This is a genomic window from Streptomyces sp. NPDC057623, from assembly GCF_042800355.1.
Taxonomy (GTDB): Bacteria; Actinomycetota; Actinomycetes; order Streptomycetales; family Streptomycetaceae; genus Streptomyces.
Window position 1 is genome coordinate 14,280 of record NZ_JBHVGZ010000097.1, and the last position, 17,374, is coordinate 31,653.

Here is a 17,374-nt window from a genome sequence, read left to right on the forward strand (position 1 = left end):
CAGACACGCTCCATGTCTTGCCGCACCAACACCGAATCCCGCTGGCCCGCCGGCATGCGGGCCTCAGGCAACGGCAGGCTGTTCAGCCGTGCGCCGGGTCAGGGACCGGTTGTAGCGGCGCAGCAGGAGCAGGGCGGTGGCAGCGAGGCCAGTGAGGAGGCCGAGCCAGACGCCGACGGTCGCCAGGTCGGCGAGGTTGCCGAGCAGCCAGGCGGCGGGCAGGCCGATCAGCCAGTAGCCGATCAGGGTGATGCGGAAACCGCTCTTGGTGTCGTCGAGTCCGCGCAGCAGGCCGACGCCGATGTTCTGGGCGCAGTCGAAGAACTGCAGGACGGCCGCGACCAGGAGGAGGTTCGTGGCGATGTCGGTCGCGCTCGACCCGTCGGCCGCCGACGGGTCGAGGAAGGGGCGCAGGACCAGGCCGGGGACGGTGAGGTAGACGATGCCGACCACCGCCATCACGGCCGCCGCGCACGCGAGTGCCGTGTTCTTGATGCGCTGGGCGGCCGCGATCCGGTCCAGGGCGAGTTCGCGGCTGACGTTGAGGGAGGCCGCGTGGGACAGGCCGACGGCTATCTGGAAGACGATGTAGATGAGTTGGTTGACGGCGGTGTGCGCGGCCAGGGCGGCGCTGCCGAAGGTGCCGATCAGCAGGGCGACGACGGAGAAGAAGCCGGCCTCGGAGCCGTAGGTCGCGGCGATGGGCAGGCCCAGGCCGGTGAGCTTGCGCAGGGTGGCCGGGCGGGCCTTCCAGATCCGGACGTCCAGGAGCGGGGCGAGCCGGGGGTCGCGGCGTGCCGAGGCCCACAGGGCCAGGCAGGTCAGGGCGTAGACGAACGAGGTGGAGATGCCGATGCCGGGCAGGCCCAGTTCCGGCAGGAGCCATGTGCCGTGGATCAGGCCCCAGTTGAGGGCGGCGTTGACGGCGACCGAGGCGATGGTGATCTGGAGAAGGGCTTGCGGACGGCGCATGCCGACCGTGAACTGGCGGATCGTCTGGAACCACAGACAGGGGATGAGGCCGGGTGCCAGAGCGAGCAGCACGGGCCAGGCCGTGTCGACGACCTCGGGGTCCTGGCCGAGGAAGGCGACGGCCCGCCCCAGGATCAGGATGACGATCGCTCCGATGATTCCGGACAGAGTGGCCAGCGCGAGTGCGGCGCGGACCAGGTCCCGGACCTCTTCCCTTGCCGCGTCGGTGAGTTCGTCGTCCTCGTCGGCGCGGGCGGAGGCGGCGGAGACCTGGTTTCCTACGGCGGTGACCATGCCGACGCCCATGGTGCGGAGCTGGTTGAAGATGACCAGCGCCAGGCCGCCGCCGGCCAGTGCCTCGGCGCCCATCAGGCCCATCATGACCGTGTCGGTGGTGGTGAGGGCGACCTGGGCGAGCTGGGTCAGGGCGAGCGGGACGGCCAGGGTCGCCAGGGCGCGGCTGTCGCGGAGCAGGGTGGTGAGCGGTGTCGGCATCGGAGTCAGTTCTCGCGGGATGGTGTCGGCATCGGGTCAGTTCTCGCGGGGCGGTGTGGGCATCGGGTCAGTTCTCGCGGAGTTTCGTCAGCAGCTCGTCGACCTCGCGCTCGACGGCCGGGTCGATGAGGTGGCGGGCGTTCATCCAGTCGTCGTTGAAGACGGTGTCCATGTACTTCTCGCCTCCGTCGTTGATCAGCGCGACCATAGTCGTGCCCGGCGCGAGGGAGGACATGCGGGTCAGGGCCTCGTACACCACCCCGCCCGCGGAGCCGCCGATGAGGAGGCCGATCCGGCGGGCCAGCACCCTCGCGGTCGCGAACGCCTCGATGTCGCCGACCTTGGCGCCCTCGTCGAGCAGGTCGTAGTCGACCATGGCGCCGATGGTGGCGCCCTCTGGGGTGCCGGTGCCGGACTGGTAGTAGTCGTGGGCGGGCGGCCCGAAGGCGATCGACCCCTTGGGCTCGACGCCGACGATCCGCACCCCGGGCACGGACTTGCGCAGTTCCCCGCCCGTCCCGAAGAGTCCGCCGCCGGTCCCTACGGCGCCTATCAGGATGTCGATACGGCCGTCCAGGGCGGCGTGGAGTTCATGCGCCACCGGTCGGTAACCGTCGCCGTTGGCCTGGTTGTTGTGCTGCTCGGTGAAGTAGGCGTTGTCGCTGTCGGCCGCCAGCTTCTCGGCGAACTCCTCGCGGGCGGCCGTGGCCAGCTCCTCGTCCCCGTCCTCGGCGACGTAGACGAGTTCGGCACCGAGCGCCTTCATGCCGCGCAGCTTGTCGGCGGCGGCGTGATGGTCGACGACGGCGGTGAAGGTGTAGCCGCGCTCGGCGGCGATCACGGCCAGGCCGAGGCCGGTGTTGCCGGAGGTGGACTCGACGATACGGCCGCCGGGGCGCAGCAGTCCGCGGTCCTCGGCGTCGAGGACCATCTGCCGAGCCATGCGGATCTTCGCCGTGCCGGTCGGGTTGAACTGTTCGAGCTTGAGCAGGAGTCGGCTGCCGGTGTCGGTGCGGCACAGTTCGAAGAGCGGGGTGTGGCCTATGAGGTCGGAGACACGGCTGACCACGGCGGGACGCGAGAGCGCCTTGTCCATCGGATGGCTCCAGTGTGCGAGGGGAGTTCGAGGGGAGAGAGTCAGGCGAGTGGGTGGCGGTCGAGCCGCCAGCGGGTCCTGCCGTCGGCCGTGTCGAGGACGACCTTCGGGGGGAGCGGAAGCTCATGGAAAGGGGACTCGTTGGAGTCCATCTGGTATCCGGCGGTGTTGGGGTAGACGAGCAGGTCGCCGGGGGCCGGGCGGGCGGGGAACCGCACCTTGCGCCAGGTGAGCATGTCGGACTCCAGGCAGGTGGCGCCGCCGACGCAGGCGGCGTACGGCTCACCTTGCGACTCGTGGGCGGGTAGCAGTACCGGATCCGGCAGATACTCGCTGTTGAACCACTGCTCGGACAGGCTCAGGCTGCTGCCGTCCACGGTGACGACGCCGTAGCCGCCCCGGTCCTTCACGCCCTGCACGCGGAACACCGTGCACCCGGCCCGGTCCAGCAGCGCCCGGCCGGGCTCCAGCAGGAGCGTCACCCCGGCCGCGCGCAGCCTCTCGGCGAGGTTGTGCGCCGCGAGAACGGCCCGCAGGGCGTCGGCGCCCGCCACGGGCGAGTGGTACGGGTAGAAGTCCGCCGGGTCGAAGGACTTCCCCGCGTGGTAATGGGCGGGCCGCTGCTCGCGCAGGAAGCGTTCCCAGTGTCCGGCGGCGGCGTAGTCGACGGCGAAGCCGCCACCGATGCTGATCCGGTCCGCCCGCAGCCCCATGACCCGCGCCTTCAGGCACAGTTCGACGAGTTCGCTCGCCAACTCCGCGCGCGGCTCGGTGGCGTAGCCGGAAAGGTGGAAGGAGAAACCCTCCATCACGATGGCGTCCCGGGCCTGCGCACACCGGGCGAGGGCGGCCTCCAGCTCGCCGTCGTCGAGGCCGAAGCGGCTGTGTGGCTGGGCCGGGGGGAGCCGTCGCAGCAGCACGCGCGCCGGGCGGTCGACGGCTCGCGCCTGCGCGTGGACGCCCTCCAGTTCATCGAGTGCGTCCACGGCGATCAGGCAGCCCTGGAGGACGGCCACCCGCAGAAGCCCCTCGGCCTTGGCCGGCCCGGTGACCACCACGTGCTCACCGCGCACCCCGTGGGCGAGTGCGTCCCGGAGCTCACCGGCGCTGGCCACGTCCACGCCGGTACCGGTCAGCGCGCAGCGCTCCATCCAGGCGGCGGCCTTGTTGGCCTTCTTCGCGTAGTACACCCGGCCTTCCACACCGGCCTCGTCCAACGCCTGCACAAAGGAGGTCACGTTGGCGTCGAAGCGCTCGGTCAGCAGCAGGTGGAACGGGCCGCCGAGGGCGTGCGACAGCTCATGCGGCAGTCCGCCGCCCAGGATCGCGTCGAGCCGCGGATCCGGGTGGGCAGGCAGCGGCGGGGCGGCCGTGGGAGGTGGGGCCGGGGCGGGGGTCACTGCCACACCGACACCCGCGTTCCCAGGCCCTGCTCGACGGCCAATTGCGCGAACCGGTGGCCCAGGGCGATGTCAGTGACGACCAGGCCGCTGTTGTAGGCGAAGATCCGCTCGTCGGCCGAGCGCCGGCCTTCCGCCCGGCCCGCAACGACCTCGGGGAACTCGGCATGCACGGGCGGGAAGTTGCCGTCGGCGTCGGCCATGTCGGTGCCCGTGACCTTCATCTGGGCCTCGCTGGTGGCGATCACCCGGTCCGCCTCGTGCAGGGTGGAGGGGGCGATGCCGTGGCCGACCAGGATGGACAGCGCGCCCGGTTTCAGGTCGGCCGCGTCCACCGCGGCGGGCGTGTGCTGACCGGCGGTGGCGACCACGACGTCGGCCTCACCGGCGGCGGCCCGTACGTCGTCCACCACCTCCACCTCCCGTTCGGGGAAGTGGTGGCGGAGCCTCTCTCGGACGGCGGCGAGGCCGTCGGGGTGGGTGCCGTAGACCATGAGCCGGTCCAGGTCCGGCAGTGTGGTGAGCAGGAACGGCAGGGCCAGCCGGCCCTGGGTCCCGGTGCCGATGACCAGAGCGCTGCGGCTGCCGGGCGCCGCCAGCTCGCGGGCGAGCAGCGCGGAGACGGCCGGGGTGCGCAGCGAGCCGACGCGGCCGCAGTCCATCATCGCGACCGGAAGGCCGGTGACATCGTCGTAGATCGTCAGCGTCGTGTAGTAGTGCTGCTCGTCGCGCGACTTGTCCAGGCCGTGCTTGTACGACGTCTTGATCGCGACGACCTCGCGGACGCCGTCGCGGCCGAGCATGGCGTACGAGACGGAGTGGCCGTCGTCGGGCTTGACGGTGAGTTTGCGTGGGTTGGCCGACTTGCCGTCGGCCAGGGTGCGGTACGCCTGCTCGACCACGCCGACGACGTCGGCGAGGGAGATGTCGAGACCCGCGACGTCGCTGGTGCTGAGGATGCGCAGGGTCTTGTCGTTCGCGGGTATGTCGGCCGCGGGTATGTCGGCCGGGGTGCTGTCCGTGCTTGACGGGGTGCCGGTCACGGCTGGTCCCTTCGTACGAGGGGAGGGCGGGAGGGGGAGCTCAGAGGTGGGCCACGAGGGCGGCCTGGCCGTAGCCGTGTTCGTCCGCCTCGGCCAGCGGGCGGCTGCGGCGGCCGGGGACGCGCACCGAGGCGCGCTTGAGCCAGCGGTCGGTGCCGTCGTAGCGGGCCTTGAACGGGACTCGGCCGTGGACGACGAGGTCGTTGTCGACGACCAGGACGTCGCCGGGCTCCAGGGCTACGGCGACCGACACGCGTTCCAGTTCCGCGGTCAGCCGGTCATAGGCGGCGCGGTAGTCGGCGGGTGCCTGGTCGAGTGGGGTGTAGGCGGGGTCGTAGCGCAAGGTCGGGCCGGCCTCGGTCTGCCAGAGGGCGGGGACCTTCGGCGGCTGCTCCCCGGTGAAGGACTGGGCCTCGGCGTAGGCGTCGTCGGGGAGGATCGGGAGCACCGGGCGGGACAGGAGCGCGACGTCGTCCGCGCTGAGGCGGACGTGGCGGACGCCGGCGGCGGTGGTGGCGACGGCGTCGTGGTTGCGCATGCAGGCGAGCAGCAACAGGTGGGCGCGGCCGGGGTGGAAGGCGTCCTCGGTGTGCGGGCTGAGCAGCACGGTGCTGCTCGCGCCGGTCTGCTCCTCCTCGTGGCCGGGCGCGGGCACGATGTTGTGCACGAACCGGCCCTCCTGCTGTCCCTCCCAGGCGATCGGGTGGCCCATGGCCGTGGCGAGCAGCAGCAGGATCACGTCCCATTCGGCCGCGCGGTCGCCCGCCGTGGCCCAACTGGAGGGCGTGGGGCCGATGCCGCCGTCGTCGACGGGCAGACCGCGCAGGACGTACAGACCGTCGTCGGTGTCGACCGGGCGGCAGTGGTGGCGGATGGCGTCGCCGAGTCGGCCGGCGGCCACCGACACCCGGCGGAGCAGTTCGGGCCGCGCGGCCGAACTGCCTAAATCGGCAAGGATCTTCTGGGCGGTCTCGGTCAGCTCGTCGACGGCGTGCGCGTCGAGCTGCCGTATGGGAGCGGCTCCCGTGGGCATGGCGGAGTCATCCGTTCAGGTGCGGGTGCGGGTGTGGCGAGAACGTGTTCCTGTGACCTTGCTGTGCCTCGGCGGGCGAAAACGTATCAGCGGGATTTAGGTAAGGCAATCCTTACTTGCTCCCTGTGCTCCCATTGAGGCGAGGTGCACCTCTCGTGCCACCGCGCGCCCCGTTGCGCCGATTTGACGCTCCGTCAGCAACACGCGAACCGCCCCGCACAGGTTGCCTAAAGGATCTTCTTAGGGTAGGCACACCTAAGCAATCTCCCCGTGTGAGTGGAACGAGGTCGTACGTGAACTGGAACAGACGCCAAGTGCTGTGGGCCGGCGGCGGGATAGGCGCGGCCGCCCTCCTGGCCGCTTGCGGCGGTGGTGACGAGACCTCGTCCGACTCGCCGGCGAAGGCGAACGAGAAGCCACGGCCCGGAGGCACCCTGCGGGTCGGCGCGCTGGGCCGCGCCTCGGCCATCACCCGCGATCCGCATGGAGTCCAGGCCAACGAGAGCGACTACCTGATCATCTCGCTGGTCCACGACACCCTCACCGTGCCGGGCACCAAGCCCAACACCGTGCCCCGGCTGGCCGCTTCCTGGAAGGCGTCGGACGACCTGAAGACCTGGACCTTCACTCTCGCCAAGGGAGCGAAGTTCCACGACGGCACCCCGGTCACCGCCGAAGACGTCGTCTGGTCGCTCAAGCGGCTGCGCAACACCCCTGCGGGCGCGTCCCGACTGCCGGGCATCAAGCCGGAGAACATCAAGGCCGACGGCGACGACGCCGTGGTGCTGGTGTCCGACTACGCCAATGCCGAGCTGCCGCAGCTGACGCGCCTGACGACGTTCGTATTGAAGAAGGACACGCCGGAGAAGGACCTCGGCAAGGCGCCCGGTACGGGCCCGTTCAAGCTGGACTGGTTCCGCTCCGGCAACGCCCGCCTGGTCCGCAACGAGGACTGGTACGGCGGCGACGTCCACCTCGACGCCATCGAGGTCAAGATCTTCGAGAGCCCCCAGGCGATGGCCAACGCGCTGCTCGCCGGGCAGATCGACGTCGCCTCCAACGTCGGCGCGGTCGCGGCCCGTACGGCCGAGAAGCGCGAGGACATCCAGATCGTGCGCCGCCCCAACGACATGGCGATGCCGATCGTCATGCGCACCACCGACGGCCCGTTCGCGGACCCGAAGGTGCGCGAGGCGCTGCGGCTGGCCGTGGACCGCGAGGCCATGGTCAAGCAGGTGCTGTCCGGGTACGGCACCGTCGCCAACGACATCCTCGGCACCGGCGACCCGGCTTACGCCAAGGACATCCCGCAGCGCGAGCGCGATCTGGACAAGGCCAAGTCGCTGCTGAAAGAGGCCGGTTTCGACCTGTCGAAGACGTACAAGCTGCTGACCACCGAGGACATCCCGGGCCTCGCGGAGGCCGCCACCGTGTTCAGCTCGCAGGTCCGCGAGGCAGGGGTCAAGGTGGAGGTGGTCAAGCAGGAGTCGGCCACGTTCTGGGAGAAGACCTGGCTCAAGGGCGACCTGTACACCACCTACTGGGGCACCAACGACTCCGTCGTGTTCTTCGCCAGCAAGACCATGGTCTCCGACTCGGCGCAGAACGAGGCGGGTTGGAAGAACCCCGGATTCGACTCCGCGTACAAGAAGGCGATGGCCACCAAGGACGCGGCGAAGCGCGCCGAGGTGCTGCACGAGCTCCAGCAGATCGAGTACGACGAGTCCGGCTATCTGCTGTGGGGCATGGCCGACGGCATCGACCTCGCGGGCGCGGCCGTGCGTGACCTGCCCACCCTGCCCGGCTACGGACGCGTCCAGCTCGAGACGGCATGGCTGGCTCGCTGATCGAGGCCGTACGGCCCGGGCCGGCCGGGGACGACAAACCCCGTCCGGCCCCAGCGGCCGTACGCCTCCTTCTGCACGTGGCCGGGGTGCTCGCACGCCGGGCCCTGCTGCTCGCCGTCCTGCTCGCGTTCGTCTTCGCGGCCGTGGAACTGCTGCCGGGCGACGCGGCCACCGCCACCTCCGAGCGCGGGGAGAGCGCGGCCGACATCGCCGAGCGGCGGCACCTGCTCGGCCTCGACCGGCCGGTGCTCGAACGCTTCTGGGAGTGGATGACCGGCCTGCCCACCGGCGACCTCGGCACCTCCGCACGCGGCGAGCCCGTCGCCGACCTGCTCGCCCGCCCGTTCCCCAACACCCTGCTGCTCGGCGGGCTCGCCCTGCTGCTGACCCTGGTCGCGTCCGTCGCGCTCGGCTGCTGGGCCGCAGCCCGGCCCGGCATGACGGTCGACCGGATGGTGTCGGCGAGCGCCACCGGCATCCTCGCGCTGCCCGAGTTCGTGGTCGCGGTGGCCCTGGTCCTCGTCTTCGCCCTGTGGACGGACTGGCTGCCCGCCGTCACCCTCACCGACGCCGACGGCTCACCCGCCTCCTGGCAGATGCTCGTGCTACCCGTCCTCGCCCTGGCGATCCCGCAGATCGGCTGGAACACCCGCATCGTGCGGGCCGCGCTCGCCGACGAGGCCAAGGCCCCGCACGTGGACACCGCCGTCCTCGACGGACTCCCCCGGCACCGGATCCTCACCCACCATCTACTGCCCGGCGCCCTGCCCACCATCGCCGCCGGCATCGCCACCTCGACGGGCATGCTGCTGGGCGGCGCCGTCGTGGTGGAGACCATCTTCAACTACCCCGGCATCGGCTCCGTTCTCGCCGGAGCGGTCACCGACCGGGACAGCCCGCTCATCGCCGGGGTCGTCGCCGTCACCGGAGCCGTCATCACCGCGGTCCTGCTGCTCGCCGACCTCGTACGTGCCTGGGCCTCCGGAGGCCGGACATGACCGTATCCACACCCACCGCGCGTCCTGCCTCTCCCACGCGCCATTTCCCGGGCCGCCACCGACTGGCCCTGCGCGTGCTCCCGGCCCTGCTGCTCACCGCCCTCGCCCTGGCCGGACCGTGGCTCGCCCCGCACGCCATCGACACCCCCGTCGACGCCCCCTACGCCGAACCCGGCAGTGCCGCCCCCCTCGGCGGCGACCAGCTGGGCCGGGACGTGCTCAGCCGTCTCCTCGCCGGAGGGCGCGAACTCGTCATCACCTCCCTGCTCGTCGCCGTCCTCGTCACCGCCGCTGCCGCCGTGCTCGGCGCGGTCAGCGCGCTGCGTCCGACCGTCGGACGGATCATCGAACGCGCCGCGGACGTCCTGATGCTGCTGCCCGCCGTCCTCGGCATCCTCCTCGTCACGCTGTCCTGGCCGGACGGCGGACGGCTTGCCGTGGTCACGGTGTCCGTCGTCCTGGGCGTCCCGTACGCGGTGCGCCTGGTCGCCGGGGCCGCCGCGCCCGTGGCGGCCTCCGGGTACGTGGAGGCGGCGGCGGTCGGCGGCGAACGCCTCTGGTACCTCGTCGTACGGGAGGTCCTGCCCAACCTGCGGGCCACCCTGCTCGCGCTGTTCGGACTGCGCTTCGTCGCCGCCGTCTACCTCGTCGCCACCGCGGGCTTCCTCCAGGTCGGCCCCCAACCACCCGCTGCCGACTGGGCGTTGATGATCCGTGAGAACTCCGGCGGCATCCTCCTCAACCCCTGGGCCGTCCTCGCCCCCAGCATCGCCATCGGCCTGCTCGCCATGAGCGTCAACCTGGCAGCCGCCGCCCTCGTACCCCCAGCCGGCCGGAAGGCGGTATCCGCACTGTGAACCACACGTCCGACCGGTACTCCGAGGGCGAGGCCATCGACGGGAAGCCCACGGTGCGGGTCTCGGGCCTGACCGTGGTCGCCCCGAACGGCCGCTTCCTGCTGGACCATGCCGACCTGGAGCTGGCTCCCGGCCGCGTCACCGCCGTCGTCGGGCCGTCCGGCTGCGGCAAGACCACCCTGCTGCGCGCCGTGGCGGGAGCCCTGCCCTCGGGCACCGAGCGCACCGCCGGCACCGTCACCGTCCTCGGCGAGGACCCACTCACCCTGCCCGCCCCCGCCCTGCGCACCCTGCGCCGGCACCGCCTCGCCTACGTCAGCCAGGACCCCGGCTCCGGCCTCAATCCGCGTATGAGCGTGCGCCGTCTGCTTGCCGAAGTCGCCGTGGAGGGCGGGCACGACGCGATACGGGCACAACTCGCCGAGGTTCGGCTGCCCGTCGACAACGGCCTGCCGGACCGCCGTATCGGCGGGCTGTCGGGCGGCCAGCAACGCCGGGTCGCACTTGCCCGCGCGCTGGCCCGCCGCCCCGCCGTACTTCTCCTCGACGAGCCCACCGCCGGACTCGACCCGGCGCTACGCGACGAGATCGCCGACCTCCTGCGCCACCTCGCGGAGAACCACCGCATAGCCATCGGCCTGTCCTGCCACGACCCGGGCCTGGTCGCGCGGCTCGCCGACGACGTCGTGGACCTGACCGGCTCGCGCCCGAAGGCTCCGGTGCCCGACCCACGCCGTGCGGACGAGTCCATTGCCCGGATCCCCTCCGAAGGCACCCCGACCCTCACCGTGTCCGGCCTGCACGCCGCCCACACCCACCGCGGCCGTCGCCTCCCCGTACTGCACGGCATCGACCTCACCCTCGCCGCCGGAAGCAGCCTGGGCATCGTCGGCGCCTCCGGCTCCGGCAAGACGACCCTGCTGCGCACCCTCGTCGGTCTGCACCGCCCCGCCGCAGGCACCATCGGCCTGGACGGCACCCGCCTCGCTCCCACGGCACACCGCCGCTCCCGTGAGCAGCGCCGCCGCCTCCAACTCGTGCCGCAGGACCCGCTCGGCACCCTCAACCCCAGCCGCACCGTCGGAACCACCCTGCGCCGCCCTCTCCTGCTGCACGGCCGGACCGGCCGCGCCGAGGCGCCCGCCCGGGTCCTGGAACTCCTGGAGCAGGTCGGCCTGCCCGCCACGACCGCCGACCGCCACCCCCACGAGCTGTCCGGCGGGCAGCGCCAACGCGTGGCGATCGCCCGCGCGTTGGCGGCCGAGCCGGACGTGCTGTTCTGCGACGAGATCACCTCGGCACTCGACGCGGACACCGCGGTCGCCGTCATGGACCTACTGGCCGAACTGCGTGACCGCCGCGGTCTGGCCCTGGTCCTCGTCAGCCACGACCTGCGCCTCGTCACCGACCGGACGGACTCGCTGGTCGTGATGTCCGAGGGGCACGTGGTCGAGTCGGGGCCCACCGCACGGCTGTTCAGCTCGCCGACGCATCCGGTCACGGCGGCGCTGGCGACAGGAGTTCCGCTGGGCGGCTGACGAAGGGATCTACGAGGTCAACCGGAGTGGAACCATCCTCCGGCAGCCGTTCGCGGTGTCCGCCGCACCGTCACGCGGCCCCGTCGTCCTCGACCGGATAGGGCACGAACGTGCTGCTGTTCTGGTCGATGAGCAGCGGACGGCCCAGCGGTGGCGCGGCTCTCTGGGAACAGCCGAGCCGTTCGCAGACGCGGCAGCCCATGCCGATCGGGGTGGCGGCGGAGGAGCTGGTGAGGTCGAGGCCGTCGGAGTAGACGAGCCGGTGGGCGTGCCGGATCTCGCAGCCCAGTCCGATGGCGAAGGTCTTGCCGGGTTCTCCCCAGCCGCCGCGGTGCCTGGTGAGGGCGCGGGCGGTCCACAAGTACCGTTGCCCGTCGGGCATTTCGGCGATCTGGACGTGGATGCGGCCGGGTGAGGCGAACGCCTCGTAGACGTTCCACAACGGGCAGGTGCCACCGGCCCGCGAGAAGTGGAACCCGGTCGCGGACTGCCGCTTTGACATGTTGCCGGCCCGGTCGACCCGCACGAAGGAGAAGGGGACCCCGCGCAGGCGGGGGCGCTGGAGCGTGCTCAGCCGATGGCAGACGGTCTCGTAGCCGAGGCCGTAGCGGTCGGTGAGCCGCTCGATGTCGTAGCGCACCTCCTCGGCCGCGGCGTGGAAGGCGGTGTACGGCAACACCAGTGCCGCGGCGAAGTAGTTGGCGATCCCGATCCGGGCCAGCGCGTGGGCCGCGGTGCCGGGCTCGAAGTCCTCCGCGGCCAGGCGCCCCAGGTCGTCGCCGTGTTCCAGCAGAGCCAGCTGGGTCGCCATGCGGAAGGCGCGTTGGCCGGGGCGCAGCCGTGCGGAGAGGTGGAGGGTGCGGCTTCGCTGGTCGTAGCGGTGCAGCCGTTCACCGGACTCCGCGGCGAGATGGACGCCGTGGGTCTTGGCGAGTCTTGCGGTGAGGGCCCCGATCACTTCGCCGGGCCGGACGCCGATGTCGTCGGCGAGGTGCTCGGCGGCGATGTCGGTGTCGTGGAGGTAGTTCTGGCGGCGGTAGAAGAAGTCGCGGATCTCCTCGTGGGGAGAGAGCGCGGCCTCCCGTTCTCCGCCTCCGCCTCGGCCGTCGGCCGCCCCGGCCAGCCGTTCGGAGAGCGAGTGGTTGCGGCGGCCGAGGTCGAGCAGGACCTGCGCCACCGCCGGCATCCGTGCGGCCAGTTCCGCGAGGTCGGTCGGGGAGACCCGGGCGGCGGTGATCTCCCCGGTCAGCGCCTCACGCAGGTCGGCCACCAGGCGGGCGGTGTCACGCTCGGAGAAGAAGCCCGGGTCGACACCGAAGGTCTCGGTCAGCCGGAGCAGTACGGGCACCGTGAGCGGGCGGGAGTCGTGCTCCATCTGGTTCAGATAGCTCGGCGAGATGCCGAGGGTGCGGGCGAGTTCGGCCTGGCTCATCCCGCGCTCTTCGCGCAGCCGCCGCAGCCGCGCACCCACGTACGTCTTGCTCACCGACCGTTCCTCCCCACCGGGGACCCCGACCCGGTCAGCGTACGTGAAGAACCGACTGCAGCCGCCTTCGCAAAGTTGGCAGATCACAGCCAGAAGATTCGCAGAAGTTGGCAGCGATCCATGCTTGATGGCACTGCGTGCCAGTGCCAGAGTCTCAGTGCGGCCCGCCGGAGCCGACAGGTTCCGCCCGGAAAAGGGGCCCGACTCACTGCCCTGACGTCGGACATCCCCGTATCCATCGGAGCCTGCACCGGCAGCATTGCTCAGCTTCACCCTCGCGGTGACGGCGGGCCGTATCACAGCGTGAAGACACGCAGTGCCGCCTCCGTTCATCCGGACAGCGGCATTGGCAACCAGTACAGACCGAGGGGATGTTGACAGTCATGGCAGACGCGAGCACGCAGGCGGCCGAGCTGGCCCAGCGCTGGGCCACCGACCCCCGCTGGCAGGGCATCGAGCGCACCTACAGCGCCGAGGACGTGGTCCGGCTCTCCGGCAGCGTCCGTGAGGAGCACACCCTGGCCCGGCGGGGCGCCGAGCGCCTGTGGGGTCAGCTGCACGAGCTCGACTACGTCCACGCGCTGGGCGCGCTGACCGGCGGCCAGGCGGTGCAGCAGGTCAAGGCCGGCCTTCAGGCGATCTACCTGTCCGGCTGGCAGGTCGCCGCCGACGCCAACCAGGCCGGGCACACCTACCCCGACCAGAGCCTCTACCCGGCCAACTCCGTTCCCCAGGTGGTCCGCCGCATCAACAACGCGCTGCTGCGCGCCGACCAGATCGCCACCGCCGAGGACGCGGGTGACACGACGGACTGGCTCGCCCCGATCGTCGCCGACGCCGAGGCCGGATTCGGCGGCCCGCTGAACGCCTTCGAGCTGACCAAGGGCATGATCGCGGCCGGTGCGGCCGGCATCCACTACGAGGACCAGCTCGCCTCCGAGAAGAAGTGCGGCCACCTCGGCGGCAAGGTCCTCGTCCCGACCTCGCAGCACATCCGCACCCTGAACGCGGCCCGGCTCGCGGCCGACATCGCAGAAGTGCCGACGGTGATCATCGCCCGCACCGACGCGCTGGCCGCCAACCTCCTCACCAGCGACGTCGACGAGCGCGATGCCGAGTTCGTGACCGGCGAGCGGACGGCGGAGGGCTTCTACCGCGTGCGGGGCGGCATGGCGCCGGTCATCGCCCGCGGCCTCGCCTACGCTCCGTACGCCGACCTCATCTGGGTCGAGACCGGTACCCCGGACCTCGCGCAGGCTCGGGAGTTCGCCGAGGCGATCCACGCGCGGTACCCGGACCAGATGCTGGCGTACAACTGCTCACCGTCCTTCAACTGGAAGGCGGCCCTGGACGACGACCAGATCGCCAAGTTCCAGCGCGAGCTGGGCGCCATGGGCTACAAGTTCCAGTTCATCACCCTGGCCGGCTTCCACTCCCTCAACCACGGCATGTTCGACCTCGCCCGCGGCTACGCCGAGCACGGCATGACCGCCTACGTCGACCTCCAGGAACGGGAGTTCGCCGCGCAGGCGCACGGCTTCACCGCCGTCAAGCACCAGCGCGAGGTCGGCACGGGCTACTTCGACCTGGTGTCCACCGCCGTCAACCCGGCTTCCTCCACGACCGCCCTGGCCGGCTCCACGGAGGAAGAGCAGTTCCACTAGGCCCCGCCAGGTCACCAGGCCACCGGGCCGGACGCCCGCCGTCAGCCGACCCTGGCCGAGCGGAGGGGGCCGCTCCGTCTCCGTCCCCCTCCGCTCCCATCCCTCAGGAGATCCCGATGTCCACCACCACACTCACCCACGGTGTCCGCGTCCTCGCCGCCCCCGGTCCGCGGCACGAAGAGATCCTCACCCCGGCCGCCGTGGACTTCGTCGGCCGACTGGCCGGCGCCTTCGGTCAGCGTCGCCAGGAACTCCTGAAGGAGCGGCGCAGGCTCGCGCTGCGCCTGGCGTCGGGCTCGCCGCTCGACTTCCCCATGGTCACCTCCGCCGTCCGTGCCGACCCGACCTGGCGCGTGGGGCCGCCCGCCCCGGGACTGACCGACCGGCGCGTGGAGATCACCGGCCCGCCCGACCGCCGTATGGCCGTCAACGCCCTCAACTCCGGTGCCCAGGTATGGATGGCCGACTTCGAGGACGCCACCGCTCCCTCCTGGAGCAACGTCATCGGCGGCCAGCTCACCCTGGTCGACGCGATCGAGCGCCGTATCGACTTCACCACGGCGGAGGGCAAGGAGTACCGGCTCGGCGACCCCGCCCGGCTCGCCACCATCGTCGTACGGCCGCGCGGCTGGCACCTCGACGAGGAGCACCTTGAGTACGACGGCCGGCCGGTACCCGCCTCGCTCGTCGACTTCGGCCTGTACTTCTTCCACTGCGCCCAGCGTCAGATCGATGCCGGGCACGGCCCGTACTTCTACCTCCCCAAGCTGGAGAACCGCTACGAGGCCCGGCTGTGGAACGACGTATTCGTCCTCGCCCAGGAGCTGCTCGGCATCCCCCGCGGCACGATCAGGGCCACCGTCCTCATCGAGACGATCACCGCCGCCTTCGAGATGGAGGAGATCCTCTACGAGCTGCGCGAGCACAGTGCGGGATTGAACGCGGGCCGCTGGGACTACCTGTTCAGCCTGATCAAGACCTTCGGCCATCGCACCGACTTCCTTCTCCCCGACCGGGCGAAGGTCACCATGACCGCCCCCTTCATGCGGGCGTACGCCGAACTCCTGGTCCGCACCTGCCACAAGCGCGGCGCCCACGCCATCGGCGGCATGTCCGCCCATGTGCCCGGCAAGGACCCCGCCGCGAACGAGGCCGCGCTCGCCAAGGTCCGCCTCGACAAGGAGCGGGAGGCGGAGGACGCCTTCGACGGCTCCTGGGTCGCCCACCCCGGCCTCGTGCCCGTCTGCCGCGAGGTCTTCGACAAGGTCCTCGGTGAGCGGCCACACCAGATCGACCGCACCCGTGACGACGTCGAGGTGACGGCGGCCGACCTGCTGTCCGTGCGCCGGATCAGCGGACCCCCGACCCCCGAGGGCGTGCGCACCAACATCGTGGTCGCGCTGCGGTACTTCGCCGCCTGGCTGCGCGGCCAGGGCGCCGTGGCCCTGTACGGCCTGATGGAGGACGCGGCCACCGCCGAGATCGCCCGCGTGCAGATCTGGCAGTGGCTGCGCCACCGGGTCGTCGACCGGGAGACGGTGCTGGGGCTGCTCGACGACGAGCTTGCCGCGCTCGGCGCCGAGTACCCCTGGGCCCCCGTCGATGACATTCGCGCCCTCTTCGAACGAAGCGCCCTCGCAGGCGAGTTGCCACAGTTCTTCACCCCGGACGCGTACACCCGGCACCTCGTGCGGCGGACGGAGGGCCAGGCATGACCGCGGACATCAAGCGTGTCGGTGTGGTCGGCGGCGGGCAGATGGGCGCCGGCATCGCCGAGGTGTGCGCACGGGCAGGAGTCGACACCGTGGTGTGCGAGGCGGACGCGATCGCCGCACGCGCCGCACGCGACCGGGTCGCGGGTTCCCTGGACCGTGCCGCGCGACGGGGCAAGCTGACCCGGGAAGCCGTCGGCGACGCTTTCGCCCGGCTCCGCTTCACCAGCAGTCTGGACGATCTCGCCGACCGGCAGCTGGTCGTCGAGGCCGTCATCGAGAACGCCGACGCCAAGACGGAGATCTTCGCCGCACTCGACAAGATCGTCGAGGATCCGAGGGCCGTGCTGGCCACCAACACCTCCTCCCTGCCGGTCATGCGACTCGGCATGGCGACCAGCCGGGCGGACCGAGTCGTGGGTCTGCACTTCTTCAACCCGGTCCCCGTACTTCCCCTGGTCGAGGTCGTGACCTCCCTGCACACCTCGGAAGCGACGATCAGCACGGTCGAGGACTTCGCGACCCGCCCCCTCGGTAAAACGGTGATCCGCTCCCAGGACCGGGCGGGCTTCGTCGTCAACGCACTGCTCGTCCCCTATCTGCTGTCCGCGATCCGGATGGCCGAGTCCGGCGTCGCCACCGCCACCGACATCGACGCCGGCATGGAACTGGGCTGCGCCCATCCCATGGGGCCGCTGAAGCTCGCGGACCTGATCGGTCTGGACACCGTCGCCTCGATCGCCGAGTCGCTCTACGACGAGTTCAAGGAACCCCTCTACGCCCCGCCGCCGCTGCTCCAGCGGATGGTGGAGGCGGGACTGCTGGGCCGGAAGAGCGGCCGAGGATTCCACACCTACGACCAGGGCTGAGGGCCTGGTACGACGCGGGCGAGGGACCCGGAGGCCGCCGGGGTGAGGGTCCCGGCGGGTGCCGAGAAGGGGCGGGAAGCGCGAGTGCGACGCTTCCCGCCCCTCGCAGTTCCGCCTCTCGCGGCTCCTCCTCCGACGTGCTCGGTGTCACCTCCCAGATCTGGCCGGATCCTGCAACGAAAAGGGCAGCTCGTGCTGGCCTGACACAGGTGCTCTTTCGCAGCGCGCCACGTCCAGTTGCCCTTCCCGTGCCTCCTGCTGGGGAGCAGGCCCCGTTACCTTCTAGACGGCCCCGATCTTGGGGCTCCCGGCCTTCTGGCCCGGCATGACTTTTGCCCCCTGTCGACCATGACCCGGGGGGTGG

13 protein-coding genes are annotated in these 17,374 nt (G+C 71.3%); 7 read left to right on the forward strand and 6 right to left on the reverse strand.

What is annotated here, in order from left to right:
* Nucleotides 1-63: 63 nt before the first annotated feature.
* The 5 genes from ACFU95_RS46325 to ACFU95_RS46345 all read right to left on the reverse strand — a co-directional run bounded on the left by ACFU95_RS46325 (nucleotide 64) and on the right by ACFU95_RS46345 (nucleotide 6,039).
* The gene (locus ACFU95_RS46325; RefSeq protein WP_383842323.1) at nucleotides 64-1,467 is read right to left on the reverse strand and encodes an MATE family efflux transporter; all 1,404 of its coding nucleotides are present in this window, start codon (nucleotides 1,465-1,467) and stop codon (nucleotides 64-66) included.
* 67 nt (nucleotides 1,468-1,534) lie between these two features.
* A complete protein-coding gene (locus ACFU95_RS46330; RefSeq protein ID WP_383842326.1) occupies nucleotides 1,535-2,563 on the reverse strand; it encodes a cysteine synthase family protein in 1,029 nt (342 codons plus the stop codon).
* A gap of 41 nt (nucleotides 2,564-2,604) precedes the next feature.
* A complete protein-coding gene (locus tag ACFU95_RS46335; protein WP_383842329.1) occupies nucleotides 2,605-3,969 on the reverse strand; it encodes an alanine racemase in 1,365 nt (454 codons plus the stop codon).
* Nucleotides 3,960-5,006 (reverse strand): ornithine cyclodeaminase family protein, encoded by a 1,047-nt coding sequence (locus ACFU95_RS46340; RefSeq protein ID WP_383842331.1) that lies wholly within the window; start codon nucleotides 5,004-5,006, stop codon nucleotides 3,960-3,962. The genes ACFU95_RS46335 and ACFU95_RS46340 overlap by 10 nt, the downstream gene beginning before the upstream one ends.
* 40 nt (nucleotides 5,007-5,046) lie before the next feature.
* The gene (locus tag ACFU95_RS46345) at nucleotides 5,047-6,039 is read right to left on the reverse strand and encodes a TauD/TfdA family dioxygenase (RefSeq protein ID WP_383842334.1); all 993 of its coding nucleotides are present in this window, start codon (nucleotides 6,037-6,039) and stop codon (nucleotides 5,047-5,049) included.
* 293 nt (nucleotides 6,040-6,332) lie between these two features.
* On the opposite strand from ACFU95_RS46345, the gene ACFU95_RS46350 reads away from it, so the two are divergent.
* From ACFU95_RS46350 to ACFU95_RS46365, 4 genes are read left to right on the forward strand one after another with little or no spacing between them, the layout of a single operon-like run.
* A complete protein-coding gene (locus tag ACFU95_RS46350; protein ID WP_383842337.1) occupies nucleotides 6,333-7,886 on the forward strand; it encodes an ABC transporter substrate-binding protein in 1,554 nt (517 codons plus the stop codon).
* Entirely contained in the window at nucleotides 7,871-8,884 is a 1,014-nt protein-coding gene (locus ACFU95_RS46355) for an ABC transporter permease (RefSeq protein ID WP_383842340.1), read from the forward strand. Before ACFU95_RS46350 ends, ACFU95_RS46355 begins: the two co-directional genes overlap by 16 nt.
* Entirely contained in the window at nucleotides 8,881-9,741 is an 861-nt protein-coding gene (locus tag ACFU95_RS46360) for an ABC transporter permease (RefSeq protein WP_383842343.1), read from the forward strand. Before ACFU95_RS46355 ends, ACFU95_RS46360 begins: the two co-directional genes overlap by 4 nt.
* The gene (locus ACFU95_RS46365; protein WP_383842345.1) at nucleotides 9,738-11,279 is read left to right on the forward strand and encodes an ABC transporter ATP-binding protein; all 1,542 of its coding nucleotides are present in this window, start codon (nucleotides 9,738-9,740) and stop codon (nucleotides 11,277-11,279) included. Before ACFU95_RS46360 ends, ACFU95_RS46365 begins: the two co-directional genes overlap by 4 nt.
* Nucleotides 11,280-11,349: 70 nt before the next feature.
* Here ACFU95_RS46365 and ACFU95_RS46370 read toward each other — a convergent pair whose 3' ends face one another.
* Complete coding sequence (locus tag ACFU95_RS46370; RefSeq protein ID WP_383842348.1) at nucleotides 11,350-12,765, reverse strand: short-chain fatty acyl-CoA regulator family protein; 1,416 nt, start codon at nucleotides 12,763-12,765, stop codon at nucleotides 11,350-11,352.
* Between the two features lie 383 nt (nucleotides 12,766-13,148).
* On the opposite strand from ACFU95_RS46370, the gene aceA reads away from it, so the two are divergent.
* The 3 genes from aceA to ACFU95_RS46385 all read left to right on the forward strand — a co-directional run bounded on the left by aceA (nucleotide 13,149) and on the right by ACFU95_RS46385 (nucleotide 17,010).
* Nucleotides 13,149-14,429: an isocitrate lyase gene (gene aceA / locus ACFU95_RS46375; RefSeq protein WP_383842351.1), complete on the forward strand. Its 1,281-nt coding sequence runs from the start codon at nucleotides 13,149-13,151 to the stop codon at nucleotides 14,427-14,429.
* Nucleotides 14,430-14,545: 116 nt separating this feature from the next.
* A complete protein-coding gene (gene aceB / locus ACFU95_RS46380; RefSeq protein ID WP_383842354.1) occupies nucleotides 14,546-16,144 on the forward strand; it encodes a malate synthase A in 1,599 nt (532 codons plus the stop codon).
* A complete protein-coding gene (locus ACFU95_RS46385) occupies nucleotides 16,141-17,010 on the forward strand; it encodes a 3-hydroxybutyryl-CoA dehydrogenase (protein WP_383842357.1) in 870 nt (289 codons plus the stop codon). The genes aceB and ACFU95_RS46385 overlap by 4 nt, the downstream gene beginning before the upstream one ends.
* Nucleotides 17,011-17,374: the final 364 nt, after the last annotated feature.

Bases quoted from the DNA above. Each gene is read 5' to 3' on its own strand.
- aceB (WP_383842354.1), top strand. From the start codon at position 14,546: ATGTCCACCACCACACTCACCCACGGTGTCCGCGTCCTCGCCGCCCCC.
- ACFU95_RS46325 (WP_383842323.1), bottom strand. From the start codon at position 1,467: ATGCCGACACCGCTCACCACCCTGCTCCGCGACAGCCGCGCCCTGGCG.
- ACFU95_RS46385 (WP_383842357.1), top strand. From the start codon at position 16,141: ATGACCGCGGACATCAAGCGTGTCGGTGTGGTCGGCGGCGGGCAGATG.
- aceA (WP_383842351.1), top strand. From the start codon at position 13,149: ATGGCAGACGCGAGCACGCAGGCGGCCGAGCTGGCCCAGCGCTGGGCC.
- ACFU95_RS46355 (WP_383842340.1), top strand. From the start codon at position 7,871: ATGGCTGGCTCGCTGATCGAGGCCGTACGGCCCGGGCCGGCCGGGGAC.
- ACFU95_RS46330 (WP_383842326.1), bottom strand. From the start codon at position 2,563: ATGGACAAGGCGCTCTCGCGTCCCGCCGTGGTCAGCCGTGTCTCCGAC.
- ACFU95_RS46345 (WP_383842334.1), bottom strand. From the start codon at position 6,039: ATGCCCACGGGAGCCGCTCCCATACGGCAGCTCGACGCGCACGCCGTC.
- ACFU95_RS46360 (WP_383842343.1), top strand. From the start codon at position 8,881: ATGACCGTATCCACACCCACCGCGCGTCCTGCCTCTCCCACGCGCCAT.